Source organism: Streptomyces sp. NPDC058240 (genome assembly GCF_042882135.1).
Taxonomy (GTDB): domain Bacteria; phylum Actinomycetota; class Actinomycetes; order Streptomycetales; family Streptomycetaceae; genus Streptomyces.
Genome location: NZ_JBHVWT010000002.1, coordinates 291,657 through 316,895, shown reverse-complemented (window position 1 = coordinate 316,895; position 25,239 = coordinate 291,657). Strand labels below are relative to the sequence as shown.

General features: G+C 71.0%; 17 protein-coding genes and 1 pseudogene. 11 read left to right on the top strand and 7 right to left on the bottom strand.

Annotated elements, in window-relative coordinates; all coding sequences use genetic code 11:
* Positions 1-169 precede the first annotated feature (169 nt).
* The 5 genes and pseudogenes from ACFVX4_RS06675 to ACFVX4_RS06655 all read left to right on the top strand — a co-directional run.
* Positions 170-1,021: a M24 family metallopeptidase gene (locus tag ACFVX4_RS06675; protein ID WP_389972585.1), complete on the top strand. Its 852-nt coding sequence runs from the start codon at positions 170-172 to the stop codon at positions 1,019-1,021.
* Positions 1,018-2,799: an SDR family oxidoreductase gene (locus tag ACFVX4_RS06670; protein WP_389972583.1), complete on the top strand. Its 1,782-nt coding sequence runs from the start codon at positions 1,018-1,020 to the stop codon at positions 2,797-2,799. Before ACFVX4_RS06675 ends, ACFVX4_RS06670 begins: the two co-directional genes overlap by 4 nt.
* Positions 2,796-3,776, top strand: a complete 981-nt coding sequence (locus tag ACFVX4_RS06665; RefSeq protein ID WP_389972581.1) for a MerR family transcriptional regulator — start codon at positions 2,796-2,798, stop codon at positions 3,774-3,776. Before ACFVX4_RS06670 ends, ACFVX4_RS06665 begins: the two co-directional genes overlap by 4 nt.
* Positions 3,777-3,923: 147 nt before the next feature.
* On the top strand, positions 3,924-4,466 hold the full coding sequence (locus ACFVX4_RS06660) for an RNA 2'-phosphotransferase (protein ID WP_389972579.1): 543 nt from the start codon (positions 3,924-3,926) through the stop codon (positions 4,464-4,466).
* A gap of 124 nt (positions 4,467-4,590) precedes the next feature.
* Positions 4,591-4,716, top strand: a pseudogene (locus ACFVX4_RS06655) (LLM class flavin-dependent oxidoreductase); the annotation flags it as partial.
* Between the two features lie 68 nt (positions 4,717-4,784).
* Here ACFVX4_RS06655 and ACFVX4_RS06650 read toward each other — a convergent pair.
* Both ACFVX4_RS06650 and ACFVX4_RS06645 read right to left on the bottom strand, forming a co-directional pair.
* Positions 4,785-5,186, bottom strand: a complete 402-nt coding sequence (locus ACFVX4_RS06650) for a DNA-binding protein (RefSeq protein WP_389972577.1) — start codon at positions 5,184-5,186, stop codon at positions 4,785-4,787.
* On the bottom strand, positions 5,183-5,431 hold the full coding sequence (locus ACFVX4_RS06645; RefSeq protein WP_389972575.1) for a hypothetical protein: 249 nt from the start codon (positions 5,429-5,431) through the stop codon (positions 5,183-5,185). The genes ACFVX4_RS06650 and ACFVX4_RS06645 overlap by 4 nt, the downstream gene beginning before the upstream one ends.
* A 232-nt stretch (positions 5,432-5,663) precedes the next feature.
* Here ACFVX4_RS06645 and ACFVX4_RS06640 point away from each other — a divergent pair, with 232 nt between their 5' ends.
* The 5 genes from ACFVX4_RS06640 to ACFVX4_RS06620 all read left to right on the top strand — a co-directional run bounded on the left by ACFVX4_RS06640 (position 5,664) and on the right by ACFVX4_RS06620 (position 14,233).
* A complete protein-coding gene (locus ACFVX4_RS06640) occupies positions 5,664-7,907 on the top strand; it encodes a plasmid pRiA4b ORF-3 family protein (RefSeq protein ID WP_389972573.1) in 2,244 nt (747 codons plus the stop codon).
* A 184-nt stretch (positions 7,908-8,091) separates the two neighbouring features.
* Complete coding sequence (locus ACFVX4_RS06635) at positions 8,092-10,875, top strand: DEAD/DEAH box helicase (RefSeq protein ID WP_389972928.1); 2,784 nt, start codon at positions 8,092-8,094, stop codon at positions 10,873-10,875.
* Positions 10,872-12,107: an SWIM zinc finger family protein gene (locus ACFVX4_RS06630; RefSeq protein ID WP_389972571.1), complete on the top strand. Its 1,236-nt coding sequence runs from the start codon at positions 10,872-10,874 to the stop codon at positions 12,105-12,107. The genes ACFVX4_RS06635 and ACFVX4_RS06630 overlap by 4 nt, the downstream gene beginning before the upstream one ends.
* A gap of 239 nt (positions 12,108-12,346) precedes the next feature.
* The gene (locus ACFVX4_RS06625) at positions 12,347-13,246 is read left to right on the top strand and encodes an LLM class flavin-dependent oxidoreductase (protein WP_389972569.1); all 900 of its coding nucleotides are present in this window, start codon (positions 12,347-12,349) and stop codon (positions 13,244-13,246) included.
* A 120-nt stretch (positions 13,247-13,366) separates the two neighbouring features.
* Positions 13,367-14,233, top strand: coding sequence for a Cof-type HAD-IIB family hydrolase (locus ACFVX4_RS06620; RefSeq protein ID WP_389972567.1), 867 nt, complete (start codon positions 13,367-13,369; stop codon positions 14,231-14,233).
* Between the two features lie 36 nt (positions 14,234-14,269).
* Here ACFVX4_RS06620 and ACFVX4_RS06615 read toward each other — a convergent pair whose 3' ends face one another.
* The 5 genes from ACFVX4_RS06615 to hisC form a co-directional block, all read right to left on the bottom strand.
* Positions 14,270-15,976, bottom strand: coding sequence for a GAF domain-containing sensor histidine kinase (locus ACFVX4_RS06615; protein ID WP_389972565.1), 1,707 nt, complete (start codon positions 15,974-15,976; stop codon positions 14,270-14,272).
* Between the two features lie 57 nt (positions 15,977-16,033).
* A complete protein-coding gene (cydD, locus tag ACFVX4_RS06610) occupies positions 16,034-19,618 on the bottom strand; it encodes a thiol reductant ABC exporter subunit CydD (protein WP_389972563.1) in 3,585 nt (1,194 codons plus the stop codon).
* Between the two features lie 107 nt (positions 19,619-19,725).
* The gene (gene cydB / locus ACFVX4_RS06605; protein WP_266416733.1) at positions 19,726-20,727 is read right to left on the bottom strand and encodes a cytochrome d ubiquinol oxidase subunit II; all 1,002 of its coding nucleotides are present in this window, start codon (positions 20,725-20,727) and stop codon (positions 19,726-19,728) included.
* Positions 20,728-20,745: 18 nt separating this feature from the next.
* Positions 20,746-22,254, bottom strand: coding sequence for a cytochrome ubiquinol oxidase subunit I (locus ACFVX4_RS06600; protein ID WP_389972561.1), 1,509 nt, complete (start codon positions 22,252-22,254; stop codon positions 20,746-20,748).
* A 286-nt stretch (positions 22,255-22,540) separates the two neighbouring features.
* The gene (gene hisC, locus ACFVX4_RS06595; protein WP_389972559.1) at positions 22,541-23,620 is read right to left on the bottom strand and encodes a histidinol-phosphate transaminase; all 1,080 of its coding nucleotides are present in this window, start codon (positions 23,618-23,620) and stop codon (positions 22,541-22,543) included.
* Between the two features lie 371 nt (positions 23,621-23,991).
* On the opposite strand from hisC, the gene ACFVX4_RS06590 reads away from it, so the two are divergent.
* Positions 23,992-25,104, top strand: coding sequence for a LacI family DNA-binding transcriptional regulator (locus ACFVX4_RS06590; RefSeq protein WP_093548194.1), 1,113 nt, complete (start codon positions 23,992-23,994; stop codon positions 25,102-25,104).
* Positions 25,105-25,239 lie beyond the last annotated feature (135 nt).

Here is a 25,239-nt window from a genome sequence, read left to right as displayed (position 1 = left end):
CGGACCCGTAGGGGGCCACCAGGAGGGATGAGACCCGCGGCCGGGGGGAGGGCCCGACCGAGTTGTCCACAGGTCTCGCGCACCTCTTGACGTAGTCGCCGGACATTGTCACATTCATCAGTGTCACGTTACGGACACGTACCGCACACGGCAGGGAACGGACGGTGGCATGGCCTCGGCAGTGAAGGACGAAAAGGCCCCGGAACTGCGGGGGTTCAGAGAGGTTCAAAGCCTCGCGTACGCCTGCGCGGAGGCGGTCGCGGGCCGGCTCCGGCCCGGGGTGACCGAGCGCGAGGCGGCCCGTATGCAGCGCGACTGGCTGCGCGAGCGCGGGGTGCGGGACTGGTTCCACCTCCCCTTCGCCTGGTTCGGGGACCGCACGGCCTTCGCCGGCTTCAAGATTCCCCTGCAGTTCTTCCCGACCAACCGGAAGCTGGAGCCGGGGATGCCCTTCATCCTCGACATGGCTCCGGTCTACAAGGGCTTCACGGCCGACATCGGCTACTCCGGCTGTCTCGGGCTCAACCCCCTGCACGACAAGCTGCTGGCCGATCTCGAGGCCCACCGCGAGCTGATACTGCGCGAGGTGCGCGAGCGGCGTTCGCTGCGCGAGATATACGAGGACGTCGAACGCCTGATGATCAGGCAGGGGTACGCCAACAGGCACCGCGCCTACCCCTTCGGTGTCATCGCCCACAAGGTCGACCGCGTCGCCGAACGCCGCTGGTCCCCGCACGTGTTCGGCTTCGGCACCCAGTCCCTCAAGGGGCTGATGAGCGACGCGTTGCACGGACACCGGGACGGCTGGTCGCCGCTGTGGAGTCCGTACCACTTCTCCGACCATCCGCCGCAGCCCGGTCTGTGGGCGGTCGAGCCCCATCTCGGATTCCGCGGTACTGGTGCCAAGTTCGAGGAGATCCTGGTGGTCACCGACTCCAAGAACCCCGAGCAGAGCGCCTTCTGGCTGGACGACGATCTGCCGCATGTGCGGCGCTGGGCCGAGGAAAGGATGGCGGCATGAATCTGCGGAGCCTGCCGGGGGCGCGCGAACGCCGGGTGCGTACGGGCGGAATCGAGCTGTGTGTCGCCGAGTTGGGCGAGGAGGGGCGGCCGACGGTCGTCCTGGTGCATGGCTACCCGGACAGCAAGGAAGTCTGGACGGACGTGGCGCGGCAGCTGGCCGACCAGTGGCACGTCGTGCTGTACGACGTGCGCGGGCACGGCCGGTCCACGGCCCCGAAGCCACTGCGCGGCGGCTTCACCCTGGAGAAGCTCACCGACGACTTCCTGGCCGTCGCCGATGCGGTGAGCCCGGACCGGCCGGTGCATCTCGTCGGGCACGACTGGGGTTCGGTCCAGGCCTGGGAGTTCGCCACGGTCAAGCGGACCGAGGGCCGGATCGCCTCGTTCACCTCGATGTCCGGCCCTTCCCTGGACCACTTCGGGCACTGGATCAAGCAGCGGATGACCCGGCCCACCCCGCGCCGGGTCGGCCAGCTGCTCGGCCAGGGCGCCAAGTCCTGGTACGTCTACATGCTGCATACGCCGGTCCTGCCCGAGCTCGCCTGGCGCGGCCCGCTCGGCAAGCAGTGGCCGCGGATACTCCAGCGGCTGGAGAAGGTACCGGCGGGCGACTACCCGACAGCCTCACTGCCCGGCGACGCGGCGCACGGCGCCTGGCTCTACCGCGACAACGTCCGCGCCCGGCTGAGCCGACCGCGCACCGACGCCTACGCGCATGTGCCGGTCCAGCTGATCACGCCGACCGGCGACATCTTCCTCTCGGAGAAGCTGTACGACCAACTGGAGCTGTGGGCACCCCAGTTGGTACGCAGGTCGCTGGACGGCAAGCACTGGGTGCCGCGCACCAGGCCGGACCAGCTCGCCGCCTGGATAAGCGAGTTCGTCGCCGCGAACGAGGCCGCCAAGGAGAACGGCGGCCCGGTGCAGGACACCGCGCCGACCGGGGCGTACGCGGACAGGTTCGGCGGCCGGCTGGTCCTCGTGACGGGCGCGGCCGGCGGCATCGGCCGGGCCACCGCTTTCGCGTTCGCCGAAGCGGGTGCCCGGGTGGTGGCCGTGGACCGGGACGCGGAGGGAGCCGCCAGGACGGCCGAGATGGCCCGGCTGATCGGTGCCCCGGCCGCCTGGGGAGAGGCGGTCGACGTCAGCGACGAGCAGGCGATGGAGAAGCTCGCCGAGAAGGTCGCCGCCGAGTACGGAATCGTCGACGTCCTGGTCAACAATGCCGGGATCGGCCTGTCCGGCTCCTTCCTGGACACCACGAGCGAGGACTGGAAGAACGTCCTCGACGTCAATCTGTGGGGGGTCATCCACGGCTGCCGGATCTTCGGCAGGCAGATGGCCGAGCGCGGCCAGGGCGGCCATATCGTCAACACGGCTTCCGCCGCCGCCTATCAACCGTCCCGGGCGCTGCCCGCGTACAGCACCTCCAAGGCGGCGGTGCTGATGCTCAGCGAATGCCTGCGGGCCGAGTTCGCCGAGCGGTCGATCGGGGTCAGCGCCATCTGTCCCGGCATCGTCAACACGAACATCACCGCGACGACGCACTTCGCCGGTGCCGACGCCGCGGAGGAGAAGCGTCTGCGCAAGCGGACCAGCCGGCTGTACGGGCTCCGCAACTACCCGCCGGAGCGGGTCGCCGACGCGATCCTCAAGGCGGTGGTGCGCAACCAGGCCGTCGTGCCGGTGACACCGGAGGCCCGCGGCGCCCGCCTCCTGTCCCGGTTCAGCCCCGGCGCGCTGCGCGGGATCGCCCGGCTGAAGCCGCCGCTGTGAGCGGCCCCGGGCGGTCGTCGGCGGCGACGGACCGGCAGGCCGCCGCCGAGTACCGGATCGAGGACCTGGCGCACGCGAGCGGGGCCACCGTCCGCACGATCCGCGCCTACCAGGACCGCGGCCTGCTGCCGACACCGGAGCGGCGCGGCCGGGCCAATGTGTACCGGGACACCCATCTCGCCCGGCTCCGGCAGATCGCCGATCTGCTGGATCGCGGTTACACCCTGGCCAGCATCAAGGAGCTCCTGGACGCCTGGGACACCGGCCGCGGGCTGGGCGGGGTGCTCGGGCTCGTCGCCGAGGTGCACGGCCCCTGGACGGACGAACAGGCCGACCGGATCACCCGGGACGAGCTGAACCTCAAGTTCGGCGGGACCCCGGACGACGAGGCGGTCGCCGAGGCGGTGGACCTCGGCGTACTCGAACGCATTCCGGGCAGGGACGACGAATTCCTGGTGCCGAGCCCCCAGGAGCTGGCCGTGGCGGTCGAGTTGCACGCGGCGGGCGTGCCGCTCAGCGCGATCTCCGGGCATCTGAGGGAACTTCGCGGTCAGGTCGAGCAGATCGCCTCGCGTTTCCTGGAGTTCACCACCGAGCATGTCTTCGCCCGCTATCTCGGCCATCGGCCGCCGACCGACTCGGACGCGGCCGAGGCCGCCGCCATGGTGCGCAGGCTGCGTCCGCTCGCCCAGCAGACGGTGGACGCCGAACTGGCCCGTGCCATGAGGACGTTCGCCACCCGTCATCTGCATCATCACCTCGGTGCGGACACACCCATCGGCGCGGATTCCCCGTCGCTCACGGCACGCGGAGTGGATCTGCCGCCGAGCACGATCCGGGCTGTCCAACAGCTGGTTGGCGCGGAGAACGTCTCCGCCTTCGTCGCGGCAGCCGCCGAACGCGAGGTGCAATCACGGACATTGGATGCACTTGTGTCACTTACCAGCAAAGTGGAGCAAATTGACCAAAGCGGTTGATTTCACTCGAACTTGTCCACAGAAACGCCAATTAGCCTGTGGATAAGTCGAACTGACTGTGGATCAAACCTGTGGAGAGAATTACTTCGGCACGTCGTGAGCAAAACCCGCATGCACCGGGAAGACCCTCACTGGCACCCTGCCGGTATGGATGAAAGACGCACCGTCAAGGTGTCCAAGTACCTCTCGAAACACCTGCGGCATCAGCCGGAGCGGATCGGCATCACGCTCGACGCCAACGGCTGGGTGCCGATCGACACGCTGCTGCGGGCCGTGGCCCGCAACAACTTCCCCCTCACCCGGGCCGAGCTCGACCATGTCGTCGCCGTCAACGACAAGCAGCGCTTCGCCGTCGAGAACGACCGGATCCGCGCAAGCCAGGGCCATACCGTCCCGGTGGATCTCGACCTGCCGCCGGCCGAACCGCCCGCGTACCTCTACCACGGCACGGTGGGCCACGCGCTGGACTCGATCCGGATCGAGGGGTTGCGGCCCATGGACCGCACGCACGTCCATCTCTCGCCCGACCGCGAGACGGCGACCAGGGTCGGTGCCCGGCGCGGCCGGCCCGTCGTCCTGTCCGTGGACGCGGGCGCGATGCACCACGCGGGCCACACCTTCTACGTCAGCGCCAACGGCGTCTGGCTCACCGCTGCCGTGCCGCCCGCGTTCCTGCGGTTCCGCGACTGACCAGCTACTCGGCCGCCCGGTCGGCGGGTGCCCGGCCCGATCACCTGACCCGCGCCCGGTCCGGTGTTCCGTCCCACCGAGGAGTCGCACGCCCATGCGGAGCGGGCCCACCGGTTTACGGCCCCTGGCCTGGCGGACCTTCCGCGACAGCCCCTGGTTCGGTGCGGTACCGATCTTCACCGCCGCGGCCGCCGCCACCCGCCGACTGCGCCTGGGCACCCTCGCCACCTCGGTCAAGCCTTTTCACCCATCACGGTGTGAACAGGGCGGATCCCCTCCGGGGCCGGGGCCGGGGCACGGGCACCTGCGCCCGTGCGCTCAGATGCCGATGAGCCGGACGCGGCCCCCACACAGCCGCGCCATGTCGTCGATGTCGGACGTCAGTACGACCACCGGCCCCGGCTGGCGCAGTGCCACCTCGGCGACTGTCGCGTCGATCGCGTACTTGTGGCCGTACAGGCCCGCGGCCTTGAGCAGTTCCGCGGACGCTTTCGCCGCGCCCTCGGTCACCGGCTCTACCTTGACGCGGGACAGCGCCCACCGCAGCCGAGGCATGTTCACGCGTGCATGGCTGACTTCCACAATGGTGTTGGCGCCGATGACGAAATCGGCCCCCATGGCGTGGAACACCTGGAACATGGCATGGATCTTGCGGTCCTGCGCGATCCAGGCGGAGAGCCCTTGGGAGTCCAGGACCACGGTCTCGACATGATCGTTCACGCCGCGCTCGCCGACCCGCCGACATTCGCCGTCCCGGAGATCCTGGAGCGGGCCTCCGCCAGCTCCTCCTCGGTGAAGGCCCCGTGTTCCTCCTGGTGGCTCAGCAGGTCCGCCCCCAGAAGCTGGTGCCGCAACTGCCGCGCCACCGCCTCGGCGACATAACCGGAAACGTTGTCGGTGAGCTTCCTCAGTTCGGCGACCTGCTCGGTCGGCAGCGTCACCGTGATGCGCGTCGTATCCGCCATGACGCGAGCATACTGCGATATGCGCACCCCACGGCTGCCTTCCCGCCAGGTATGCGTCCGCGAATGGCGGGGCCGCGAGGTCGGTGCGCGGACGCAGGGTATCCGCTGCGAGCGATACCGGGGCCCCCGCGACCGAAATGGCCGCAGCCGAAGTGATCCGGTTTGAGTCGGAACACACGCGACCGTCATGCTGGGGCCATTCGAGCGGCCTCGGACAGGTGGGAGACAAAAGATGCGACGAGACACGGGGGCGGCCCCATCCGATCTCCAACTGAAGATCGTGCTGCACGGCACCCAGCCGCCTCTGTGGCGGCGCCTCGTACTGCCGTCCGACACCTCTCTTCGCACCCTGCACGACGCCGTCCAGGCCGCCTTCGGCTGGCAGGGTGGCCATCTGCACCTCTTCACCGACGAGTCCGGCCAGGTGTACGGCGACGCGGCCCTGCTCACCGACATCGATCTCGGCTTCAGTCCCGGCAGCAGCGACCAGCACGCCACCGCGCTCGGTGATGTTCTGCCCGAGGATGGGGCGCGGCTGCGCTATGTCTACGACTTCGGCGATGACTGGGAGCACCGGATCACGCTGGAGAAGACACTGCCGCGACCGGTCGGCGCGGAGCGAGCGGTGCGCTGCGTCGGCGGCCGTCGTGCCGACGTACCGGCCGAGGACATCGGCGGGGTGTGGGGCCTGGGCGAGATACTGGCACACCTCGAAGTACCTGACAGGGCGGGAGACGGCCCGTACGACGGGCTGGTCGCCGAGCTGCGGTCGGCCGGCTACGACCCGGCGGCCTTTCCCCGGGGCGGGATCGCTGAGCGGCTGGCCCGTTTGACGCCGGACACGGTGCCCGGCACGGCGAAGCCGCCGGCCAGTACCCGGGCCGGGCGCGGCGGTGGGGGACAGCCGGCTGCCGAGGGCACGGCATCGTGCGCCTGCGGGCGCTGTCGAGGGTCGGGCGGCCCGGTCGACGCCGGAGTCGACGGACCGGTCGCGAGTATGCCCGTGCTGCGCCCGGTGACCCTGGCTCCGCGGGAGGACCTCGCGGCGGCTGTGCGGGATGTCCCGCTCTTCGACTCGGCGCTGCGGCTCACCGCCTGGTGTCGCGAGGGACGGCAGGTCACCGCGGGCCGGGTGCTGCGGCCCGCGCTCGCCCGTGAGGCCGTCGACGAGCTCCGGCTATGGGAGTTCGCCGACGAGGACTCGCCATACGCCGAGGCCGCCGCCCGGGCCCGTGCGTTGAAGGCGCTGCGTAGCGCCAAGGACGTGGACGTTCTCGACGAGCCGTGGAGTTTCGCCGTGAACCGCGGGCTGATCACGATCAGCGGGGGCCGCGCCTGGGGCGGCGAGACGGCCGACTTCGCCGGTGAGAATCTTCTGGAACTCTGGTCCGTCACCCTGGGCGACCTGCTGGAGGAGATCGACGGGACAGGGGTACTGGACGAATCGTTCGGCGAGCTGGGCGAGCTGTCGGCCGAGATCGCCGACGCGCTGATCGGGCAGCTGTACGACGCCCTGGACGGCGCCTGGGTGGAGATCGACGACCTGCGGGCGAAAGCCCGAGAGGCGGGTGCTGAAGGGCCCGAGCTCGATTTCTTCCTGGCTTTGATCGCGACGGCCTTCCGGGACCTGGCGGCAGAGCTCGCCTACCTGGGCGCGGTGGAGTTCGTGCCCGGTGACCGTGATGTCGCGACCGAGGATGTCCTGGCCACGTCGCTGAACGCCGTCAGCAGGCGCGGGCTCGCCGGTTCGGATGCCTGGTTGGACGCGCCGGGCCGGCCGTGGGACCAGGAGAACGGGGACCGCATGCGGCTGACCCCGCTCGGCCGCCACGGACTGCGTGCCTACCTGATGGAATGCGGTGCGATCGCACCGCTGCTCGGCGAGTACGCCGAAGCCGACGCCGACACCCTCCTCCAGGGCCTTCTGGGCTACTCCCCCGAGGAGACGCGCCAGGAGGTCGAAGGGTGGCTGAAGCACCGTTCCGGGGCCGACGCCGCGGTTGGACTGCTCGACGCCTGTGCGGGCGACGGCCCCGACATCGCGGCCAGACGCGCCGTGGTCCAGCCGGTGCTGGCCGTACTCGACGACTCGCGAGCACTGCGCGTGCTGCACAAGGCGGCGGACTCCGACGTCGAGGGATGCCGCCAGGTGGCCGCCGCGGCCCTGGGCGCACGCCCTGAGGCGGACGCGTACGCGGATGCGGCGCGCGCGGAGCAGGCCCGGTTGTGGCTGTTCATCGACGGTCTCTCGCTCTTCGTCGGTGCCCAGGAGGACGAGGAGCTGCTCCTGGGCTTCCAGGAGAACCCGAACGTGGCACCAGAGGAACTCGAACAGCGGGTGGACGAGCTGTGGCGAGTGGAGCACCCGGCCACCGCCCAGGTGCTTGCCGAGCTGGGCGAGAGCCTGCGCGACGTCGACAAGCGGCTGGCCAAACGCATCCGCACCGCGGCGAACAAGGCGCGCTCCCGCCGGTGACGGCGGGGCGGCGGAACTCACCGGAGAACGACGGGTACGTGGTGATGAGCGAGGCCCGGCGCGGCTCGCTCACAGAAGGACGGAGTTGAGGAAGGTGGCACGAGTCGTCGTACGGGAGCCGGGCACGGGCCGGAGGAGTGTGCTGCCGCTGGCGGCACCGGAGTCGGCCTCCTGGGCGCGGGGCCTGCTCGACAACGGCTGGGCGGCGGTGTTCCTGCCCGGCGAGCCCGCCCGCCTCGGCCGGCTGCTGCTGTGGCAGCCCGCCGGGGCGGCCGCCGCCGAGGGCACGGCACCCACCGGCGTCGAGACCGACACGGTGGAACTGGTGCTGCCGCACGGCCGCTCGGTCAGGCGGCGCAAGGTGACGGGCCACGCGCTGCCCGCCGCCCTCGCCGTCGCCGCCCTGACCGGGGCGCGGCCACCGCATCCGTCCGCCGCCGCCTGGCAGGCCGCCGCCCGCCTCGCGCTCCGGCTGCTCGCCGACGGCCGTCTCCACCCCGCCCTCACCCCCGCCGGCTACGACACCTGGCAGGCGGGGCCTTTCACCGCCGCCCAGCGTCAGACCCTGGACGCCCTCGCCGCCGCGTTCCCGCCCCACGCCCACTGTCTGCCCGAGCCCGGCCCCCCTCCGGTGCGGATCGCCGAACCCGCCGCGCTGGTACGCCAGTTCTGCGACGCGGTCGCCGACGACCTGGTCCGCACCCCGGCCGCGCCGCTCGCCATGGGGGCGCTGCCGTACGCCTGGCGCGAGACGCGTGCCGTACCCGCCCTGCGCGAGTGGGCCGAGGAGACCGCCGCCGCGTTCACCGCCGATGTCGGCGTCTCCTTGCGCGTCGACCCCCCGGAGGGACGACGCCGAGTGTTCCGGGCCGTGCCGCAGCTGCACACCGCGGCGGATCCGGGGCTCGTCGTCGAGGCCGCCCGGCTGTGGAGCGAGCCGGACGAGGTGGAACGGCTGCTCGGCCCGCGCGCCGAGACCGAGACGCTGCTGGCGCTGCGCCGCGGCGCCCGCGCCTGGCCTCCGCTTCAGCGGCTGCTGAAGGACGCCGTTCCCGACGAACTCCGCCTGTCCGACGACGAGGCCCTTGACCTGCTGGGCGACGCCACCGACACACTGCGTTCGGCCGGCATCGACGTGCACTGGCCGCGCGAGCTGGTCAAGGCACTCACCGCGACCGCGGAGATCGGGCAGCGCACCGCCCCCGGCTCCAGTGCGGGCGGGCTCCTCGACGCCGACGCGCTCCTCGACTTCCGCTGGCAGATCTCGCTCGGCGGCGAGCCGCTCACCGAGGCTGAGATGGACGTCCTCGCCGAGACGCGCCGCCCTCTGGTCCGGCTGCGTGACCAGTGGGTGGTCGCCGATCCGAAGCTGGTGGCCCGCGCCAGGCGCCGCCGGATGGAACCGCTCACGCCCATGGAGGCGCTGAGTGCCACGCTGACCGGCGAGGTGGAAAGGGACGGCGAGCAGATCCCCTGTGAGGCGGTCGGCGCGCTCGGCGACCTCGTCGCCCGTATCCGCGATCCCGAGTCACGTACTCCCGCCCCGCAGCCCGCCGCGCTCAAGGCCATGTTGCGCGACTACCAGAAGCGGGGCCTCGCCTGGCTGGCGGAGATGTGCGGACTCGGCCTCGGCGGCTGCCTCGCCGACGACATGGGCCTGGGCAAGACCATCACCCTGCTCGCCCTGCACCTGCACCGCCAGACCGACCCCACCACCGCCGGCCCCACCCTCGTCGTCTGCCCAGCCTCCCTGCTCGGCAACTGGGAGCGCGAGGCGGCCCGGTTCGCGCCGTCCACTCCCGTGCGCCGCTACCACGGCGGCGAGCGCCACCTCGACGACCTGGCCGGCGACGAGATCGTCCTGGTCACCTACGGGGTGCTGCGCCGCGACCGCGAAGCCCTCGCCGGGACCGACTGGTCGCTGATCGCCGCGGACGAGGCGCAGCACGTCAAGAACCCCTACGCCGTCACCGCCCGCGAGCTGCGCGCCCTGCCCGCCCGCGCCCGCGTCGCCCTCACCGGCACGCCCGTGGAGAACAACCTCTCCGAGCTGTGGGCGCTCCTCGACTGGACCACTCCGGGGCTCCTCGGCCCCCTCGCGGCCTTCCGAGACCGGCACGCCCGCGCCATCGAGTCGGGCGAGGACCCCGAGGCCGCCGAACGCCTGTCCCGTCTCGTGCGCCCTTTCCTGCTGCGCCGCAGGAAGTCCGACCCGGGAATCGCGCCCGAGCTGCCGGCCAAGACCGAGACCGAGCGGGTCGTGGCGCTGACGGCCGAACAGGCGGGCCTCTACGAGGCGGTGGTCCGCGAGACCTTGGCGAAGATCGCGGAATCCGAGGGCATCGCCCGCCGCGGTCTGGTGCTCAAGCTGCTGACCGGGCTGAAACAGATCTGCAACCACCCCGCCCAGTATCTGCGCCAGTCCACGCCGCTTGGCGGCCGTTCCGGCAAGCTCGACCTGCTCGACGAGCTGCTCGGCACCATCACCGCCGAGGGCGAGTCGGTGCTGGTCTTCACCCAGTACAAGCAGATGGCGACCCTCCTGGAGAAACATCTCGCCGAACGCGGCACCCCCACCCTCTTCCTGCACGGCGGCACCCCCGTCGCGCGGCGCGAGGAGATGGTGGAGCGCTTCCAGCGCGGTGAGGTACCGGTGTTCCTGCTGTCGCTGAAGGCGGCGGGCACGGGACTCAACCTCACCCGCGCCACCCACGTCGTGCACTACGACCGCTGGTGGAACCCTGCGGTCGAGGACCAGGCCACCGACCGCGCCTACCGCATCGGCCAGGACAGGCCCGTCCAGGTGCACAAGCTCATCGCGGAGGGCACCGTGGAGGACAAGGTGGCGCTACTGCTGGAGTCCAAGCGCGCGCTCGCCGACGCCGTCGTCGGCTCCGGCGAGGCCACCCTGACCGAACTGTCCGACGCCGAACTCGCCGAACTCGTCGCCCTGGGAAGGCAGTCATGACCCGCTCACTCCCCGGCCAGCGCCGCGCACCCGCCCGCGGCAAGCGCGCCTTCGCCACGACCTGGTGGGGCCAGGCGTGGGTGACGGCCCTGGAGGACTCCACCCTGGACGCCGGACGCCTGTCCCGCGGACGTACCTACGCCCGTCAGGGCAAGGTCGGCCCAGCCGATGTCGCCCCGGGCCGGGTCAAGGCCGCCGTCCAGGGCAGTCTGCCGAGCCCGTACCGCTCCTCGGTCCGTCTGCCCGTCCTCACCGACGCCCAGTGGGACACCCTGCTCGACACCGTCGCGGCCCGTGCCGGGCATCTGGCGGCGCTCCTCGACGGCGAGATGCCCGCCGAACTCGTCGACGACGCCCACCAGGCGGGCGTCCCCCTTCTCCCTCAGCCCACCGAACTCGACCCGGACTGCTCCTGCCCCGACTGGGGATACCCCTGCAAACACGCCGCCGCGCTCTGCTACGCCATCGCCGCCGCAATCGACGCCGACCCGTTCGTGCTCTTCGCGCTGCGCGGCCGAGGCCGCGAGGAGGTCCTCGCCCAGCTGCGCACACGCCGTACGGTGCCCCGGCAGGCAGCGAGCCCGCCGGCCCCGACCGGCGTCCCGGCCTCCGCCGCGTACACCAACTGGGCCGAACACGCCCCCGGGCTGCCAGAACTCCCCGCACCGGCCGCCCACACCGCAACCCTGCCCGTAGCCCCACCACCCGGCAGCGGCCTAACCTCCACGGACCTGGAGCACCTCGTAGCCGACACCGCCTCACGCGCCGTACGGCTCCTCGCGGGTGACACCGCCGACCTGCACCTGACCCAGCACCAGGACACGGTACGGATCGCCGCGTGCAGCCCCGGCCCCGAGTGGTTCCACCACCTGATCGAGAACACCGGCACCAGACCGACCGATTTCGCCCGCCTCACCCGCGCCTGGCGCCACGGCGGCACGACGGGCCTCACCGTCGCCGAACAACCCCACACCCCAGCTCCGGCGACGATGTCGGCCGCCCGCGCCACTCTGACCACAGCCCTCACCGAGATGACCACCGCACCCGGCCCTCTCCGGACCTGGCGCAACCGCCTCACCCTCACCGACCACGGCATCCAGCTGCGCCTGGGCCCCGACACCTGCTGGTACCCCTACCTCCAGGATGACGACGGCGAATGGTGGCCCGCGGCACCGGCCGATACCGACCCGATCACAGCGCTCACCGCGGTCTGGCAGCAGACCGAGGCGTGACACGAACGACGGGCCCGTGGGCGGTGGGGCACAGGTCCACGTCAGTCGCGCCTCGTTCATGCATCATGCACTGACCTGCGAAACCGACCGGCACCCTGCTCTTGCGGACTCCGGTGACCGACTTCGGGACAGTGCTGCGGTCAGAGGCCGATGAGCCGGACTGCTGCCGCACAACCGGGACAAGTCGTCGAGGTCGGACGGGAGGATGGCGGCCCTCGGCCGCCGCGTAGGCTCTGCCCATGCGTCTGAGCACCGTAATCCTTCCGATCTATCCCTGGGCCGAGGGGAAGAAAGTGTGGCAGCGAGCCGAGAGCCTCGGCTTCCACGCCGCCTACACCTATGACCACCTGTCGTGGCGGAGCTTCCGCGACCAGCCCTGGTTCGGCGCCGTACCCACCCTTACCGCTGCCGCCGCATCAACCGAGCGTATCCGTTTGGGCACCCTCGTCACCTCCCCCAACTTCCGGCACCCCGTCACGCTCGCCAAGGACCTCATCACGCTCGACGACGTCTCCGACGGGCGCCTCACCCTCGGCATCGGCGCCGGCGGCAACGGCTTCGACGCCACGACACTGCGCCGGAGCGACGAGGAGCCGTGGACGCCGCGCGAACGGGCCGACCACTTCGACGAGTTCGTACCGCTGCTCGACCAGCTGCTGCGTGAGCCCTCGGTGACGCACGAGGGCAGGTTCTACTCGGCGAACGAGGCCCGGAACATCCCCGGCTGTGTGCAGCGGCCCCGGCTGCCGTTCGCGGTGGCCGCCACCGGCCCGCGCGGAATGAAGCTCGCCGCCCGGTACGGCCAGGCCTGGGTCACCACGGGCGACCCGAAGCTGTACGAGTCGGGTACCCCGGAGCAGTCCGTGGAGGCCATCCGGGGACAGCTCACCAAGCTGGGCACGGCCTGCGAGTCCATCGGCCGGGATGTCGCCGAGCTGGACAAGATCCTCCTCACCGGCTTCACCCCGGACCGCCCGCTGCAGTCCTTCGACGCCTTCGTCGACTTCGCGGGCACCCACTTCGCGCTGGGCTTCACGGAGATCGTCGTTCACCTGCCGATCCCCGACTCCGACTTCGCGGCGGACGAGAAGGTCTTCGAGCGCATCGCCACCGAGGGTCTGGCCCAGCTCGGCCACTGACCCGCCCACCGTCGGGACCGTTGGCATATACACCAGGCATGTTCGCCTGGTCAGGGGCGCGCATCCTCAGATGTGCGCCCCTCCGCACGCCCGTGCACCCTCGTGCGCGAGAATGGCCCGGTGACCTCAGCTACCGACTCGCCTTCGCCTGCCGTTATCCGGCTGATCGCCACCGACCTGGACGGCACCCTGCTCCGCGACGACAAGACGGTCTCCGACCGTACGGTCGCCGCGCTCGCCGCTGCCGAGGAGGCCGGTATCGAGGTCTTCTTCGTCACCGGGCGCCCGGCCCGCTGGATGGATGTCGTCAGCGACCATGTGCACGGCCACGGCCTGGCGATCTGCGCCAACGGCGCGGCGGTCGCCGATCTGCACGCCGGCGGCGAGCTGGTCGAGGTCCGGCCGCTGGAGCGCGCCATCGCCCTCGACGTGGTCCACTCGCTGCGCGCCGCCGCCCCCGGCACCACCTTCGCCGTCGAGCTGGCCACCGGCATCCACTACGAACCGGACTACCCGCCGTTCCACCTGGACCCGTGCGCCTCGGTCGCCGTAGCCGAGAAGCTGCTGCACGAGGAGCCGCCCGGCACCGGCGTCCCCGTACTGAAGCTCCTCGCCCACCACGCCGAACTCGCCCCGGACGACTTCCTCGCCCTGGCCCGTGCGACGGCCGGTGAGCGGGCCTCTTTCACCCGGTCCAGCCCCACGGCCCTGCTGGAGGTCAGCGGTCCCGGGGTCTCCAAGGCCAGCACGCTGGAGCTCTGCTGCGCCGAGCGCGGTATCTCGCCCGCCGAGGTCGTCGCCTTCGGGGACATGCCCAACGACGTGGAGATGCTGAGCTGGGCGGGCACGTCGTACGCCATGGGCAACGCCCACCCGGCCGCGCTCGCCGCCGCCTCCGGCCGGACCTCCACCAACGGCGAGGACGGTGTCGCGGTCGTCATCGAGCGGATCATCGCCGAGCGCCGGGCGTCCGGCATCGGGCGCTGAGCCCCCTCCTCCGGAAGAGGCAGGGCCCGGCCGCCTTCACAGAGGCGCCTCCCACACCACCGTCGTACCGCCCCCGTCCTCCCCGATCCCGGGCCCGAACCAGCTCGCGCCGCCGAGCGACTCCGCCCGGCGCGCCAGGTTCCGCAGCCCGCTGCGGCGGCCGCCCTCGGGGATGCCCACTCCGTCGTCGGCGACCGACAACCGCACCGCGTCCCTCCCGTCGGGCAGCGTGGCGGTCGCGTCGACGACCACGTCGATCAACGACGCCTCGGCGTGCCGGAAGGCGTTGGACAGCGCCTCCCGCAGCGCCGCGATGAGGTTCTTGCCGGTCAGCTCGCCGACCAGCGAGTCGACCGGGCCGAGGAAGCGGTGCGAGGGCTTGAAGCCCAGCGGGACCGCCGCCATGTTGATCTCGCGCAGGACGCGGGTGCGCAGCCCCGAAGGCGCCTCGGCGGGTTCCTGCTGCAGCGCGAAGATCGCGGTACGGATCTCCTGGATGGTCACGTCCAGTTCGTCGACCGCCCGGCCGACCCCGGTCTGCACCTCGGGCACGACCGACCGGCGCTGGGCGCTCTCCAGCATCATCCCGGTGGCGAACAGCCGCTGGATGACCAGATCGTGCAGATCGCGGGCGATCCGGTCCCGGTCCTCGTAGACCGCCAGCCGCTCCCGGTCCCGCTGTGCCTCGGCCATCATCAGCGCGAGCGCCGCCTGCGAGGCGAACTGGGTGGCGAGGGTCCGCTCCGCCTCCGTGAAGGGTCTGCCGCCCCGGGCGCGGGGGGTGGCGAGCGCGCCGAGCACCCGCCCGCCGCTGTGCAGGGGCAGCAGCATGCTCGGGCCGTACCGATGGGCCAGCCTGGTGACCATGCGGGGGTCGGTGGCCGAATCGTCCACGAAGACCGCCTCGCCGCCCAGCAGCTTCGCCGCCACCGAGCTCTCGGGCCCGATGATCACTCCGAGCGAGGAGGAGGGGTCGTCCGCGGAGACGGCGACGATCTCCAGCCCGCCGTCCTCGGTGGGCAGCAGTACGATCCCGGCGGCGGAGTCGGCCAGCCGGCGGGCCTGTTCGGCGACGACGGAGAGCGCGTCGTCGGCGTCCCCGCCGGAGAGCAGGGCGGTTGTCACGGCCACCGATCCGTCGATCCACCGCTCGCGCTGGCGTGCCGCCTCGTACAGCCGGGCGTTGCCGATGGCGATCCCGGCCTCCGTGGCGAGCACCCGGACCATGTGCAGGTCGTAGTCGTTGAACTCGCCGCCGTCGTCCTTCTCGGCCAGATAGAGATTTCCGAAGATCTCTCCCTGCACGCGGATCGGGACGCCGAGAAAGGTCCGCATCCGGGGATGGCCGGGCGGGAAACCGGCGAACCTCGGATCGGCCGTCAGATCGGCGAGCCTCACCGGTACCGGATCGTGGATCAGCGCGCCCAGCAGTCCCCGGTGCCCGTCGGGGCGGTGCCCGATCTCTTCCGCCACCTCGTCCGGCACTCCGTACGTGACGAAGTCGGAGAGCCCTTCGCCCTCCTCGTCCACGACCCCGATGGCGGCGTAGCGGGATCGGGCGAGTTCGGCGGCCGTCTCGCAGATCCGGTCGAGGGTGGAGTGCAGTTCCAGCCCCGCGCCGACGGAGCGCATGGCTTCCAGCAGCTGAGGGATGCGGGCGGTGATCTCGGTGGACAGGCCCTGCAGGCTGCGGGTCGCCCGGGTAGCCGCTTCGAGTGAGTCCTTCGGGTCCTGCTCCGGCATACCCCGAGAGTAGTTAGTCCTGATTGGGGAGGAAAGTCGGCTGTCGCGCCGCCCGGCTCACACCTGCACGCCCACGGCCCCTTCCGGCACCCGCGCACTCTCCCGCTCGACCACGGTCCCTTCCGGCGCCCGTGCGGTCTCCCGCTCGCGCTCCAGCATCCGGCGCAAGGGGCCTTCCCCGGCGGCGAGATCGGTGTACGAGCCACGCTGCACGACCCGGCCGGCGTCCAGCACCAGCACCTCGTCGACGGCTTCGAGTCCCTGCAGGCGATGGGTGATCAGCACGGTCGTGCGCCCCTCGGTGGCGGCCAGCAGGTCCGCAGTCAGGGCGTCCGCGGTCGCCAGGTCGAGATGCTCGGCGGGCTCGTCCAGGACCAGGACGGGAAAGTCGGCGAGGATCGCCCTGGCCAGGGCGAGGCGCTGGCGCTGGCCGCCGGAGAGGCGTGCGCCGTGTTCGCCGACGAGGGTGTCGAGCCCGTCGGGCAGCGCGTCGGCCCAGTCGAGCAGCCGCGCCCGGCCGAGGGCGGACCGCAGCTCCTCCTCCGTCGCACCGGTTCGGGCCAGCCGCAGATTCTCCCGGATGGAGCTGTCGAAGACATGGGCGTCCTGGGCGCACAGCCCGACGAACCGCCGGACCGTGTCCCCCTCCAGCGCACGGGCCTCGACGCCGCCGATCCGGTACGTACCGGCCCGCTCGTCCAGGAAGCGGACCAGGACCTGCGCGAGGGTCGTCTTCCCGGAGCCGGAGGGTCCGACGACGGCGATACGCCGGCCAGCCGTCAACGTCAGATCGACGGCGTCGAGGGCGTCCCGGCCTGCTCCCGGGTACCGGGCCGACAGCCCCCGTACCTCCAGCGGGAAGGGCGATACGGGCGCCTCGGCCGGGTTGTCGGGTTCGCGTACCGGCAGCGGGGCGTCCAGCACCTCGTACACCCGCTCCGCGCTCCGCTCGACCCGCCGACGGTACTGCACGGCGAGCGGCAGACCGGTCACGGCCTCGAAGGCGGCCAGCGGGGTGAGCACCACCACCGCGAGTTCCACACCCGCGAGCCGGCCGTCGTGCACGGCGGGAAGGGCGACGAGCGCGGTGGCGACGACGGTGAGGCCGGCGACCAGGGCGATGAGGCCGCCGCCGAGCGCGGTGGCGGTCGCCGCGCGGGCGGCGATGCGGGTCAGTACGCCGTCGGCGTCCCGGGTCCGTTCCGTACGGGCTGGCAGGGCACCCGCGACGGTCAGTTCGGCGGTCCCGCCGAGCAGGTCCGTGACCCGGGTGGCCAGATCGGCGCGCGCGGGGGCGAGCCGGCGTTCCGCGTGACGGGAGCAGGCACTGCTCACCAGCGGCACTCCCACTCCGGCCAGCAGCAGTCCGGCGGCCAGCACGGCGCCTGCTGCCGGCAGCAGCCAGCCGATGAATCCGGCAGCCGCCGTTCCGACGACCACGGCGGTCCCGGCGGGCAGCATCCAGCGCAGCCAGTAGTCCTGCAGGGCGTCGACATCGGCGACGAGCCGGGAGAGCAGGTCCCCGCGCCGGGTCCGGCGCAGTCCGGCGGGCGCGACGCGCTCCAGGCCCCGGTAGACCGCGACGCGCAGTTCGGCGAGCATCTTGAGCACCGCGTCGTGCGACACCAGACGCTCGGCGTAGCGGAAGACGGCCCGCCCGAGTCCGAAGGCGCGGGTCGCGGTCACGGCGACCATCAGATAGAGCACCGGGGGCTGTTCGGAGGCGCGCGAGATCAGCCAGCCGGAGACGGCCATGAGCCCGACGGCCGAGCCCAGGGCGAGGCTTCCCAGCAGCAGCGCGAGTGCCAGCCGGCCGCGCTGTGCCCCGGCGGCCTCCCTGACCCGTGCCAGGACCCGGCCGGAGCGGGCCGCGGTGTCCCTCAGCACCTCGGGCTCCGCTCCCTCGTCGATCCGGTCGGAGGGAGCGCTCGTCTCCGTCCGGTCGGAGGGAGCGCTCGTCGGCCGCGGCACGGCCGCGGACGCCTCGGTCATCGCCGGCCGCGCCGTCGCGCCCGGTTCGAGGGTCACCACCCGGTCGGCCACCGAGAGCAGCGCCGGGCGGTGCACGACCAGCAGCACGGTCCGTCCCACCGCCAGCCGCCGTACCGCCTCGACGATCCCCGCTTCCGTCTCGCCGTCCAGGCTCGCGGTCGGCTCGTCGAGCAGCAGCAGCGGGCGGTCGGCGAGGAAGGCCCGCGCGAGGGCGAGCCGCTGCCGCTGTCCGGCGGAGAGGCCCGCGCCGTCCTCGCCGATGAGCGTCCGTGCCCCGTCCGGCAGTTCCGCCACGAAGTCGGAGGCCCCGGCGTCCCGCAGCGCGGCCGTCACCGCGCTGTCGTCGGCATCCGGCCGGGCCAGTCGTACGTTCTCCGCGATGGTGCCCGCGAAGAGGTGCGGGCGCTGCGGCGCCCAGGCGATCCGTTCCCGCCATCGCTCGGGCGCGAGCGTCGTCAGGTCGACGCCGCCGACGCGTACCCGCCCCTCGTCGGGGTGCGTGAAGCCGAGGACCACGTCGAGCAGGGTGGACTTCCCGACGCCGCTGGGGCCGACCAGGGCCACGGTCTCCCCTTCGTCCACCACCAATGAGGCCCCGTCCAGCGAGGGTTCGGCACGGCCCTCGTGCCGCACGGTCACCCGCTCCAGCTCCAGCCGCAGTGAACCGGGCACGTCCGCCGTGCCGTCCTGCCGGAGCTCGGTCTCCAGGACCGCGAAGATCTCCTCCGCGGCCGAGAGCCCCTCGGCGGCGGCGTGGTACTGCGCTCCGACCTGGCGGATCGGCAGATAGGCCTCGGGCGCCAGGATCAGCACCACCAGGCCGGTGTAGAGGTCGAGTTCGCCGTGCACCAGCCGCATGCCGATGGTGACGGCGACGAGGGCCACCGACAGCGTCGCCAGCAGTTCCAGGGCGAAGGACGACAGGAACGCGATCCGCAGGGTCCGCAACGTGGCCCGGCGGTACTGCGAGGTGATCGTACGGATGGACTCGGCCTGCGCCTTGGCGCGGCCGAAGACCTTCAGCGTCGGCAGTCCGGCGACCACGTCGAGGAAGTGGCCGGAGAGCCGGGACAGCAGCCGCCACTGGCGGTCCATCCGTGACTGGGTGGCCCAGCCGATGAGGATCATGAAGAGCGGGATGAGCGGCAGCGTGACCACGATGATCGCTGCCGAGACCCAGTCCTCGGTGAGGATCCTGGCAAGGACCGCCACCGGCACGACGACCGCGAGGCCGAGCTGCGGCAGATAGCGCGCGAAGTAGTCGTCCAGCGCGTCGACGCCACGGGTCGCGAGCGCCACCAGGGAGCCGGTGCGCTGTCCGTTCAGCCAGCCGGGGCCGAGCGCCGCGGCCCGCGCCAGCAGCCGGCCGCGGAGTTCGGACTTGACCGCCGCGCTGGCCCGGTACGCGGCCAGTTCGGTCAGCCAGGAGACCAGCCCCCGGCCGAGCGCGACCGCGGCGAGCAGGATCAGTGGGGTCCGCAGAGCGGAGACCGTCAGTCCGTCCTCGAACCCGCCCACCACCACTTCGGCGATGAGCATGGCCTGGGCGATGACCAGCGCCGCCCCGACAACTCCGAGCGCCACCACGGCCGCCAGGAAGAGGCGGGTGGCGCGGGCGTATCGGAGCAGACGCGGGTCGATCGGTTTCACGTGAAACAGCCCCTAGGCAAGCTCGGTCGGTGGACCAGGGCCGGTCCGGCGGATCGGGGTCGGCGTCGTGCCCCGGCCGCGATCCGCCGGACCGGCTTCAGATGCGTTCAGTGCGCCTCGGCGATGTGCTGCGTGCCGATGCGCTTGCGGAACACCCAGTACGTCCAGCCCTGGTACAGCAGGACGACGGGGGTGGCGATCCCCGCACACCAGGTCATGATCTTCAGTGTGTACGGGGTGGACGAGGCGTTGGTGACCGTGAGGCTCCAGGCGTCGTTCAGCGAGGACGGCATGACGTTCGGGAAGAGCGTCAGGAAGAGCATGGCGACCACCGCCGCGACGGTCACGCCGGAGAACGCGAACGACCATCCCTCGCGTCCCGCCGCGATCATGGCGACCGCGCCGACCAGTGCCACCACAGCGACGATCATCGCCAGCAGGCTCCAGCCGTCCCCGTTGTCGAGCTGGGTCCAGATCAGGAAGCCGAGCGCGAGCACCGCGGTGACGATCCCCAGCTTCAGCGCCAGCCTGCCCGCCCGCTCCCGGATGTCCCCGGCCGTCTTGAGCCCCGCGAACACGGCGCCATGGAAGGTGAAGAGGGAGAGCGTGACCAGTCCGCCGAGGATGGCGTACGGGTTGAGCAGGTCCCAGAAGTTGCCCACGTACTCCATGTCGGCGTCGATCTTCACGCCGCGCACGATGTTCCCGAAGGCCACGCCCCAGAGCAGGGCCGGGAGCAACGAGGTCCAGAAGATGGCGTGTTCCCAGTTGGTCTGCCACTTCTCGCCGGACCGCTTCGCCCGGTACTCGAAGGCGACCCCGCGCACGATCAGGCAGACCAGGATGAGCAGCAGCGGCAGGTAGAAGCCGGAGAACAGGGTGGCGTACCACTCGGGGAAGGCGGCGAAGGTCGCACCGCCCGCGGAGAGCAGCCACACCTCGTTGCCGTCCCAGACGGGCCCGATCGTGTTGATCAGGACCCGTCGTTCCTTGCGGTCGCGGGCCAGCAGCTTGGTGAGGACACCGATCCCGAAGTCGAATCCCTCCAGGAAGAAGTAGCCGGTCCAGAGGACGGCGATGAGTACGAACCAGACGTCGTGGAGTTCCATCTCTCAGCTCCTCTGCTCTCAGTAGGAGAAGGCCATCGGCCGGTCGGCGTCGTCATGGTCGCCGCCGATCTTGGTGGGCGGGTTGAGGTCGGCCTCCGTGAGCTCCGGCGGACCTGCCTTGATGTACTTCACGAGCAGCTTGACCTCGACGACCGCGAGCACGGCGTAGAGCAGGGTGAAGCCGATCATCGAGGTGAGCACCTCGCCCTGCGAGACGCCGGGGGAGACCGCGTCGCGGGTCTGGAGCACGCCGTAGACGACCCAGGGCTGGCGGCCCATCTCGGTGAAGATCCAGCCCCAGGAGTTGGCGATCAGCGGGAAGAGCAGCGTCCAGAGCGCGACGATCCAGTAGCACTTGGCGAGCTTCGGGCTGAGAGCCTTGTTCTTGAAGAGGACCAGGTGGGGCACTTCGTCCTCACCGGTCCGCAGCCCCGGCGGCAGCATGAACTTCTTCCGGGTCAGCCACAGTCCGAGGATGCCGAGGCCGAAGGACGCCATCCCGAAGCCGATCATCCAGCGGAAGCTCCAGAACGCGACCGGGATGTTGGGCCGGTAGTCGCCGGGTCCGAACTTCTCCTGCTCGGCCTTGTTGATGTCGTTGATGCCGGGGACGTACGAAGTGAAGCTGTCGTCCGCGAGGAAGGACAGTATCCCCGGGATGGAGATCTCCACGGTGTTGTGGCCCTTGGCCACGTCGCCGACCGCGAAGATCGAGAAGGGCGCCGAGTCCTGCCCCTCCCAGAGCGCCTCGGCGGCGGCCATCTTCATCGGCTGCTGCTTGAACATGACCTTGCCGAGCTGGTCGCCGCTGATGGCGGTGAGCAGTCCGGCGATGACCACGGTGACCAGGCCGAGCCGCAACGAGGTCCGCATCACCGGGATGTGCTTCTTGCGCGCCAGATGGAAGGCGGCGATGCCGACCATGAACGCGCCGCCGACCAGGAAGGCCGCGGTGATGGTGTGGAAGAACTGGGCGAGCGCGGTGTTCTGGGTGAGCACGTGCCAGAAGTCGGTGAGCTCGGCCCGGCCGCGTTCCTTGTTGATCCGGTAGCCGACCGGGTGCTGCATCCAGGAGTTGGCCGCCAGGATGAAGTACGCGGACAGGATGGTGCCGATGGAGACCATCCAGATGCAGGCGAGATGGATCTTCTTCGGCAACTTGTCCCAGCCGAAGATCCACAGGCCGATGAAGGTGGACTCGAAGAAGAACGCGATCAGTGCCTCGAACGCGAGCGGGGCACCGAAGATGTCGCCGACGAACCGCGAGTAGTCGGACCAGTTCATGCCGAACTGGAACTCCTGGACGATGCCGGTGACGACGCCCATGGCGATGTTGATCAGGAAAAGCTTGCCCCAGAACTTCGTCGCCCTGAGGTACTTCTCGTTGTTCGTCCGGACCCAGGCGGTCTGCAGGCCGGCGGTGAGCGCGGCGAGAGAGATCGTCAGGGGGACGAACAGGAAGTGATAGACGGTAGTGATACCGAACTGCCATCGCGCCAGGGTTTCCGGCGCCAGAGCTAGCTCCACGTCGTCTTCTCCTTACGTCGCCGTAATCACACCGGCACTTTGCCCTTTAAATCCGACTAATCACGGGAGGAACAGGACACGCTTGTGAACGCGTTCACATTCACAAGCATTATGGCGCACAGACTTTCGGGACGTTCGGGCGGGGTACCCCTCTTGGGACGTTCCGATCAATCTGCCCGAACCAGACGCCCGGGAGCACCGCGGACCCCGACAGCGAGAAGGCCCCGCACCTCGTCGAACGAGGTGCGGGGCCCGGTCCCCGAGTCGCGCGGCCTGCGCGACCGCCCTACAGCTCCTTGCGGTACGACTCCGCCACCCTCAGGAACAGGTCGTTCGCCTCGTCCTCCCCGATCGTGACCCGCACGCCCTCGCCCGCGAACGGCCTGACCACCACTCCGGCCCGCTCACATGCCGCGGCGAAGTCGGCGGTACGGTCCCCGAGCCGCAGCCAGACGAAATTCGCCTGGGAATCCGGCACGGTCCACCCCTGGCCGGCCAGTGCCCGCTGCACACGCTGGCGCTCGCACACCAACGAGCCCACCCGCCCCATGAGTTCGTCCTCGGCACGCAGCGAGGCGACCGCCGCGTCCTGCGCGAGCTGACTGACCCCGAAGGGCACCGCCGTCTTGCGCAGCGCGGCCGCCACCGGCTCGTGGGCCACGGCGAAACCGACCCGCAGACCCGCCAGGCCGTACGCCTTGGAGAAGGTCCGCAGCACCGCCACATTGGGCCGGTCCCGGTAGATCTCGATGCCGTCCGGCACCTCGACGTCACGGATGAACTCCCGGTACGCCTCGTCGAGCACCACGAGGACATCGCCCGGCACCCGGTCCAGGAACCGCTCCAGCGCGTCCCGGCGCACCACGGTGCCGGTCGGGTTGTTCGGGTTGCAGACGAAGATCATCCGGGTGCGGTCCGTGATCGCGTCCGCCATCGCGTCGAGGTCGTGCACGTCACTGTCGGTCAGCGGGACCTTCACCGAGGTCGCACCGCTGACCTGCGTGATGATCGGGTACGCCTCGAAGGAGCGCCAGGCGTAGATGACCTCGTCACCCGGGCCCGACGTGGCCTGGAGCAGTTGCTGCGCGACGCCGACCGAGCCGGTTCCGGTGGCGAGGTGCGAGAGGGGCACACCGAAACGCTCGGCCAGCTCGTTCATCAGGCCGGTACAGGCCATGTCCGGGTAGCGGTTGAAGTTCGCAGCCGCGGCCAGGGCGGACTCCATCACCCCGGGCAGCGGCGGATACGGGTTCTCGTTGGAGGACAGCTTGAACGCGACCGGTCCGCCGGCAGCGGCCGGCTTGCCCGGTACATAGGCGGGAACGCCGTCCAGCTCGGCGCGCAGCTTGGGGCTCGTCTCGCTCACCGCAGGTCCTCCTCGACCGTCTGTACACATCAATACTGCTCACCTTATGAGGATTGGGCGCTGCTGCGAATGGCCGGAGCGGTCCAATCGTCCGGTGCGACCAGGAATGGGGGGAGCGCCATCCGCTCCGGCGCGCGCCGGTGGCTCACTCCGTGGCGCGCATCCCTCGAAGAGGTGAGATGAGACCTCTTCGAGACATCGGCCATTTAGTAGGCCCATCGACTTCGACACATGACACACTACGGTCAAGTCCCTCAACATCCTTGCTTTGCAAGGCATTTGACCTTAAATGATCATGCAAAAACGTGCCTGTCAACGAGTGGATATGCGACCAGGCCAACCGCCCTTCCGAGCCCTACTATCGGCTCGCCATGACAGCAGCAGGGAAGCACCAGGTGAGCCGGACGGACACACCCCGGCGCGGCGGCCGGCAGGGACGAGCGGGAATCCGGGACGTGGCCGCCGCCGCCGGAGTCTCCATCACGACCGTCTCCGACGCGCTCAACGGCAAGGGCAGGCTCCCGGACGCCACCCGCCGCCATGTCCGCGAGGTCGCAGAGCGCCTGGGCTACCGCCCTTCCGCCGCGGCCCGAACCCTCCGTACCGGCAAGTCCGGCCTCATCGGCCTGACCGTGACGACCTACGGGGACGAACCCTTCACCTTCACCGAATTCGCGTACTTCGCGGAGATGGCCAGAGCGGCCACCTCCGCCGCGCTCGCCCGCGGCTACGCCCTCGTCATCCTGCCCGCCACCTCACGCCATGACGTCTGGTCGAACGTCGCCCTCGACGGCACGGTCGTGATCGACCCCTCCGACCAGGACCCGGTCGTCACGGAACTCGTACGCCAGGGACTGCCCGTCGTCTCGGACGGGCGCCCGGCCGGCACCCTCCCGGTCACCGCCTGGGTCGACAACGACCACCGGGCCGCCGTGCTCGATCTGCTCGACCATCTCGCCGCCGCCGGAGCCCGCCGCATCGGCCTGCTCACCGGCACCACCACCGACACGTACACCCGCCTCTCCACCACCGCGTACCTCCACTGGTGCGAGCGCGTGGGCCAGGACCCGGTGTACGAGTCGTACCCCGCCCACGACCCGTGTGCGGGCGCGGTGGCCGCCGATCGGCTGCTCGCCCGCCCGGACCGGCCCGACGCCGTCTACGGGCTCTTCGACCCCAACGGCACCGACCTGCTGGCGGCGGCCCGCCGGTACGGCCTGCGCGTCCCCGAGGACCTGCTGCTGGTCTGCTGCAGCGAATCCACCGTGTACGCGACGACCGAGCCCCCCATCACCACCCTCTCGCTCAAGCCGCGCAGGATCGGCACGGCGGTCGTCCAGCTCCTGATCGACGCGATCGAGGGCGTGACTCACGACGGACCGGTGGAGCAGGTCATACCGACCGAACTCATCGTGCGGACCTCCTCGCAACGCCGTCCACCCCGCACCACGGTCAGTGCGCCCCGCTCCCCGGCAGGGGATTGATCAGGCGATTTCGGACCAATCGGCCGGTGAACCCGACGTGCGTCCGGATTCACCACCCCTGGTGCGTCACAGAGCACGATCCGCATTCCTATGATGGGCGCACGACACCGCGGACCGCCCCGACCAGCAGGGCCC

Excerpts from the sequence above, each read along its gene's own strand:
- ACFVX4_RS06615 (WP_389972565.1), bottom strand. The coding sequence starts at position 15,976 with ATGCCGGAGCAGGACCCGAAGGACTCACTCGAAGCGGCTACCCGGGCG.
- cydB (WP_266416733.1), bottom strand. The coding sequence starts at position 20,727 with ATGGAACTCCACGACGTCTGGTTCGTACTCATCGCCGTCCTCTGGACC.
- ACFVX4_RS06660 (WP_389972579.1), top strand. The coding sequence starts at position 3,924 with ATGGATGAAAGACGCACCGTCAAGGTGTCCAAGTACCTCTCGAAACAC.
- ACFVX4_RS06675 (WP_389972585.1), top strand. The coding sequence starts at position 170 with ATGGCCTCGGCAGTGAAGGACGAAAAGGCCCCGGAACTGCGGGGGTTC.
- ACFVX4_RS06645 (WP_389972575.1), bottom strand. The coding sequence starts at position 5,431 with ATGGCGGATACGACGCGCATCACGGTGACGCTGCCGACCGAGCAGGTC.
- ACFVX4_RS06670 (WP_389972583.1), top strand. The coding sequence starts at position 1,018 with ATGAATCTGCGGAGCCTGCCGGGGGCGCGCGAACGCCGGGTGCGTACG.
- ACFVX4_RS06625 (WP_389972569.1), top strand. The coding sequence starts at position 12,347 with ATGCGTCTGAGCACCGTAATCCTTCCGATCTATCCCTGGGCCGAGGGG.
- ACFVX4_RS06590 (WP_093548194.1), top strand. The coding sequence starts at position 23,992 with ATGACAGCAGCAGGGAAGCACCAGGTGAGCCGGACGGACACACCCCGG.
- ACFVX4_RS06640 (WP_389972573.1), top strand. The coding sequence starts at position 5,664 with ATGCGACGAGACACGGGGGCGGCCCCATCCGATCTCCAACTGAAGATC.
- ACFVX4_RS06630 (WP_389972571.1), top strand. The coding sequence starts at position 10,872 with ATGACCCGCTCACTCCCCGGCCAGCGCCGCGCACCCGCCCGCGGCAAG.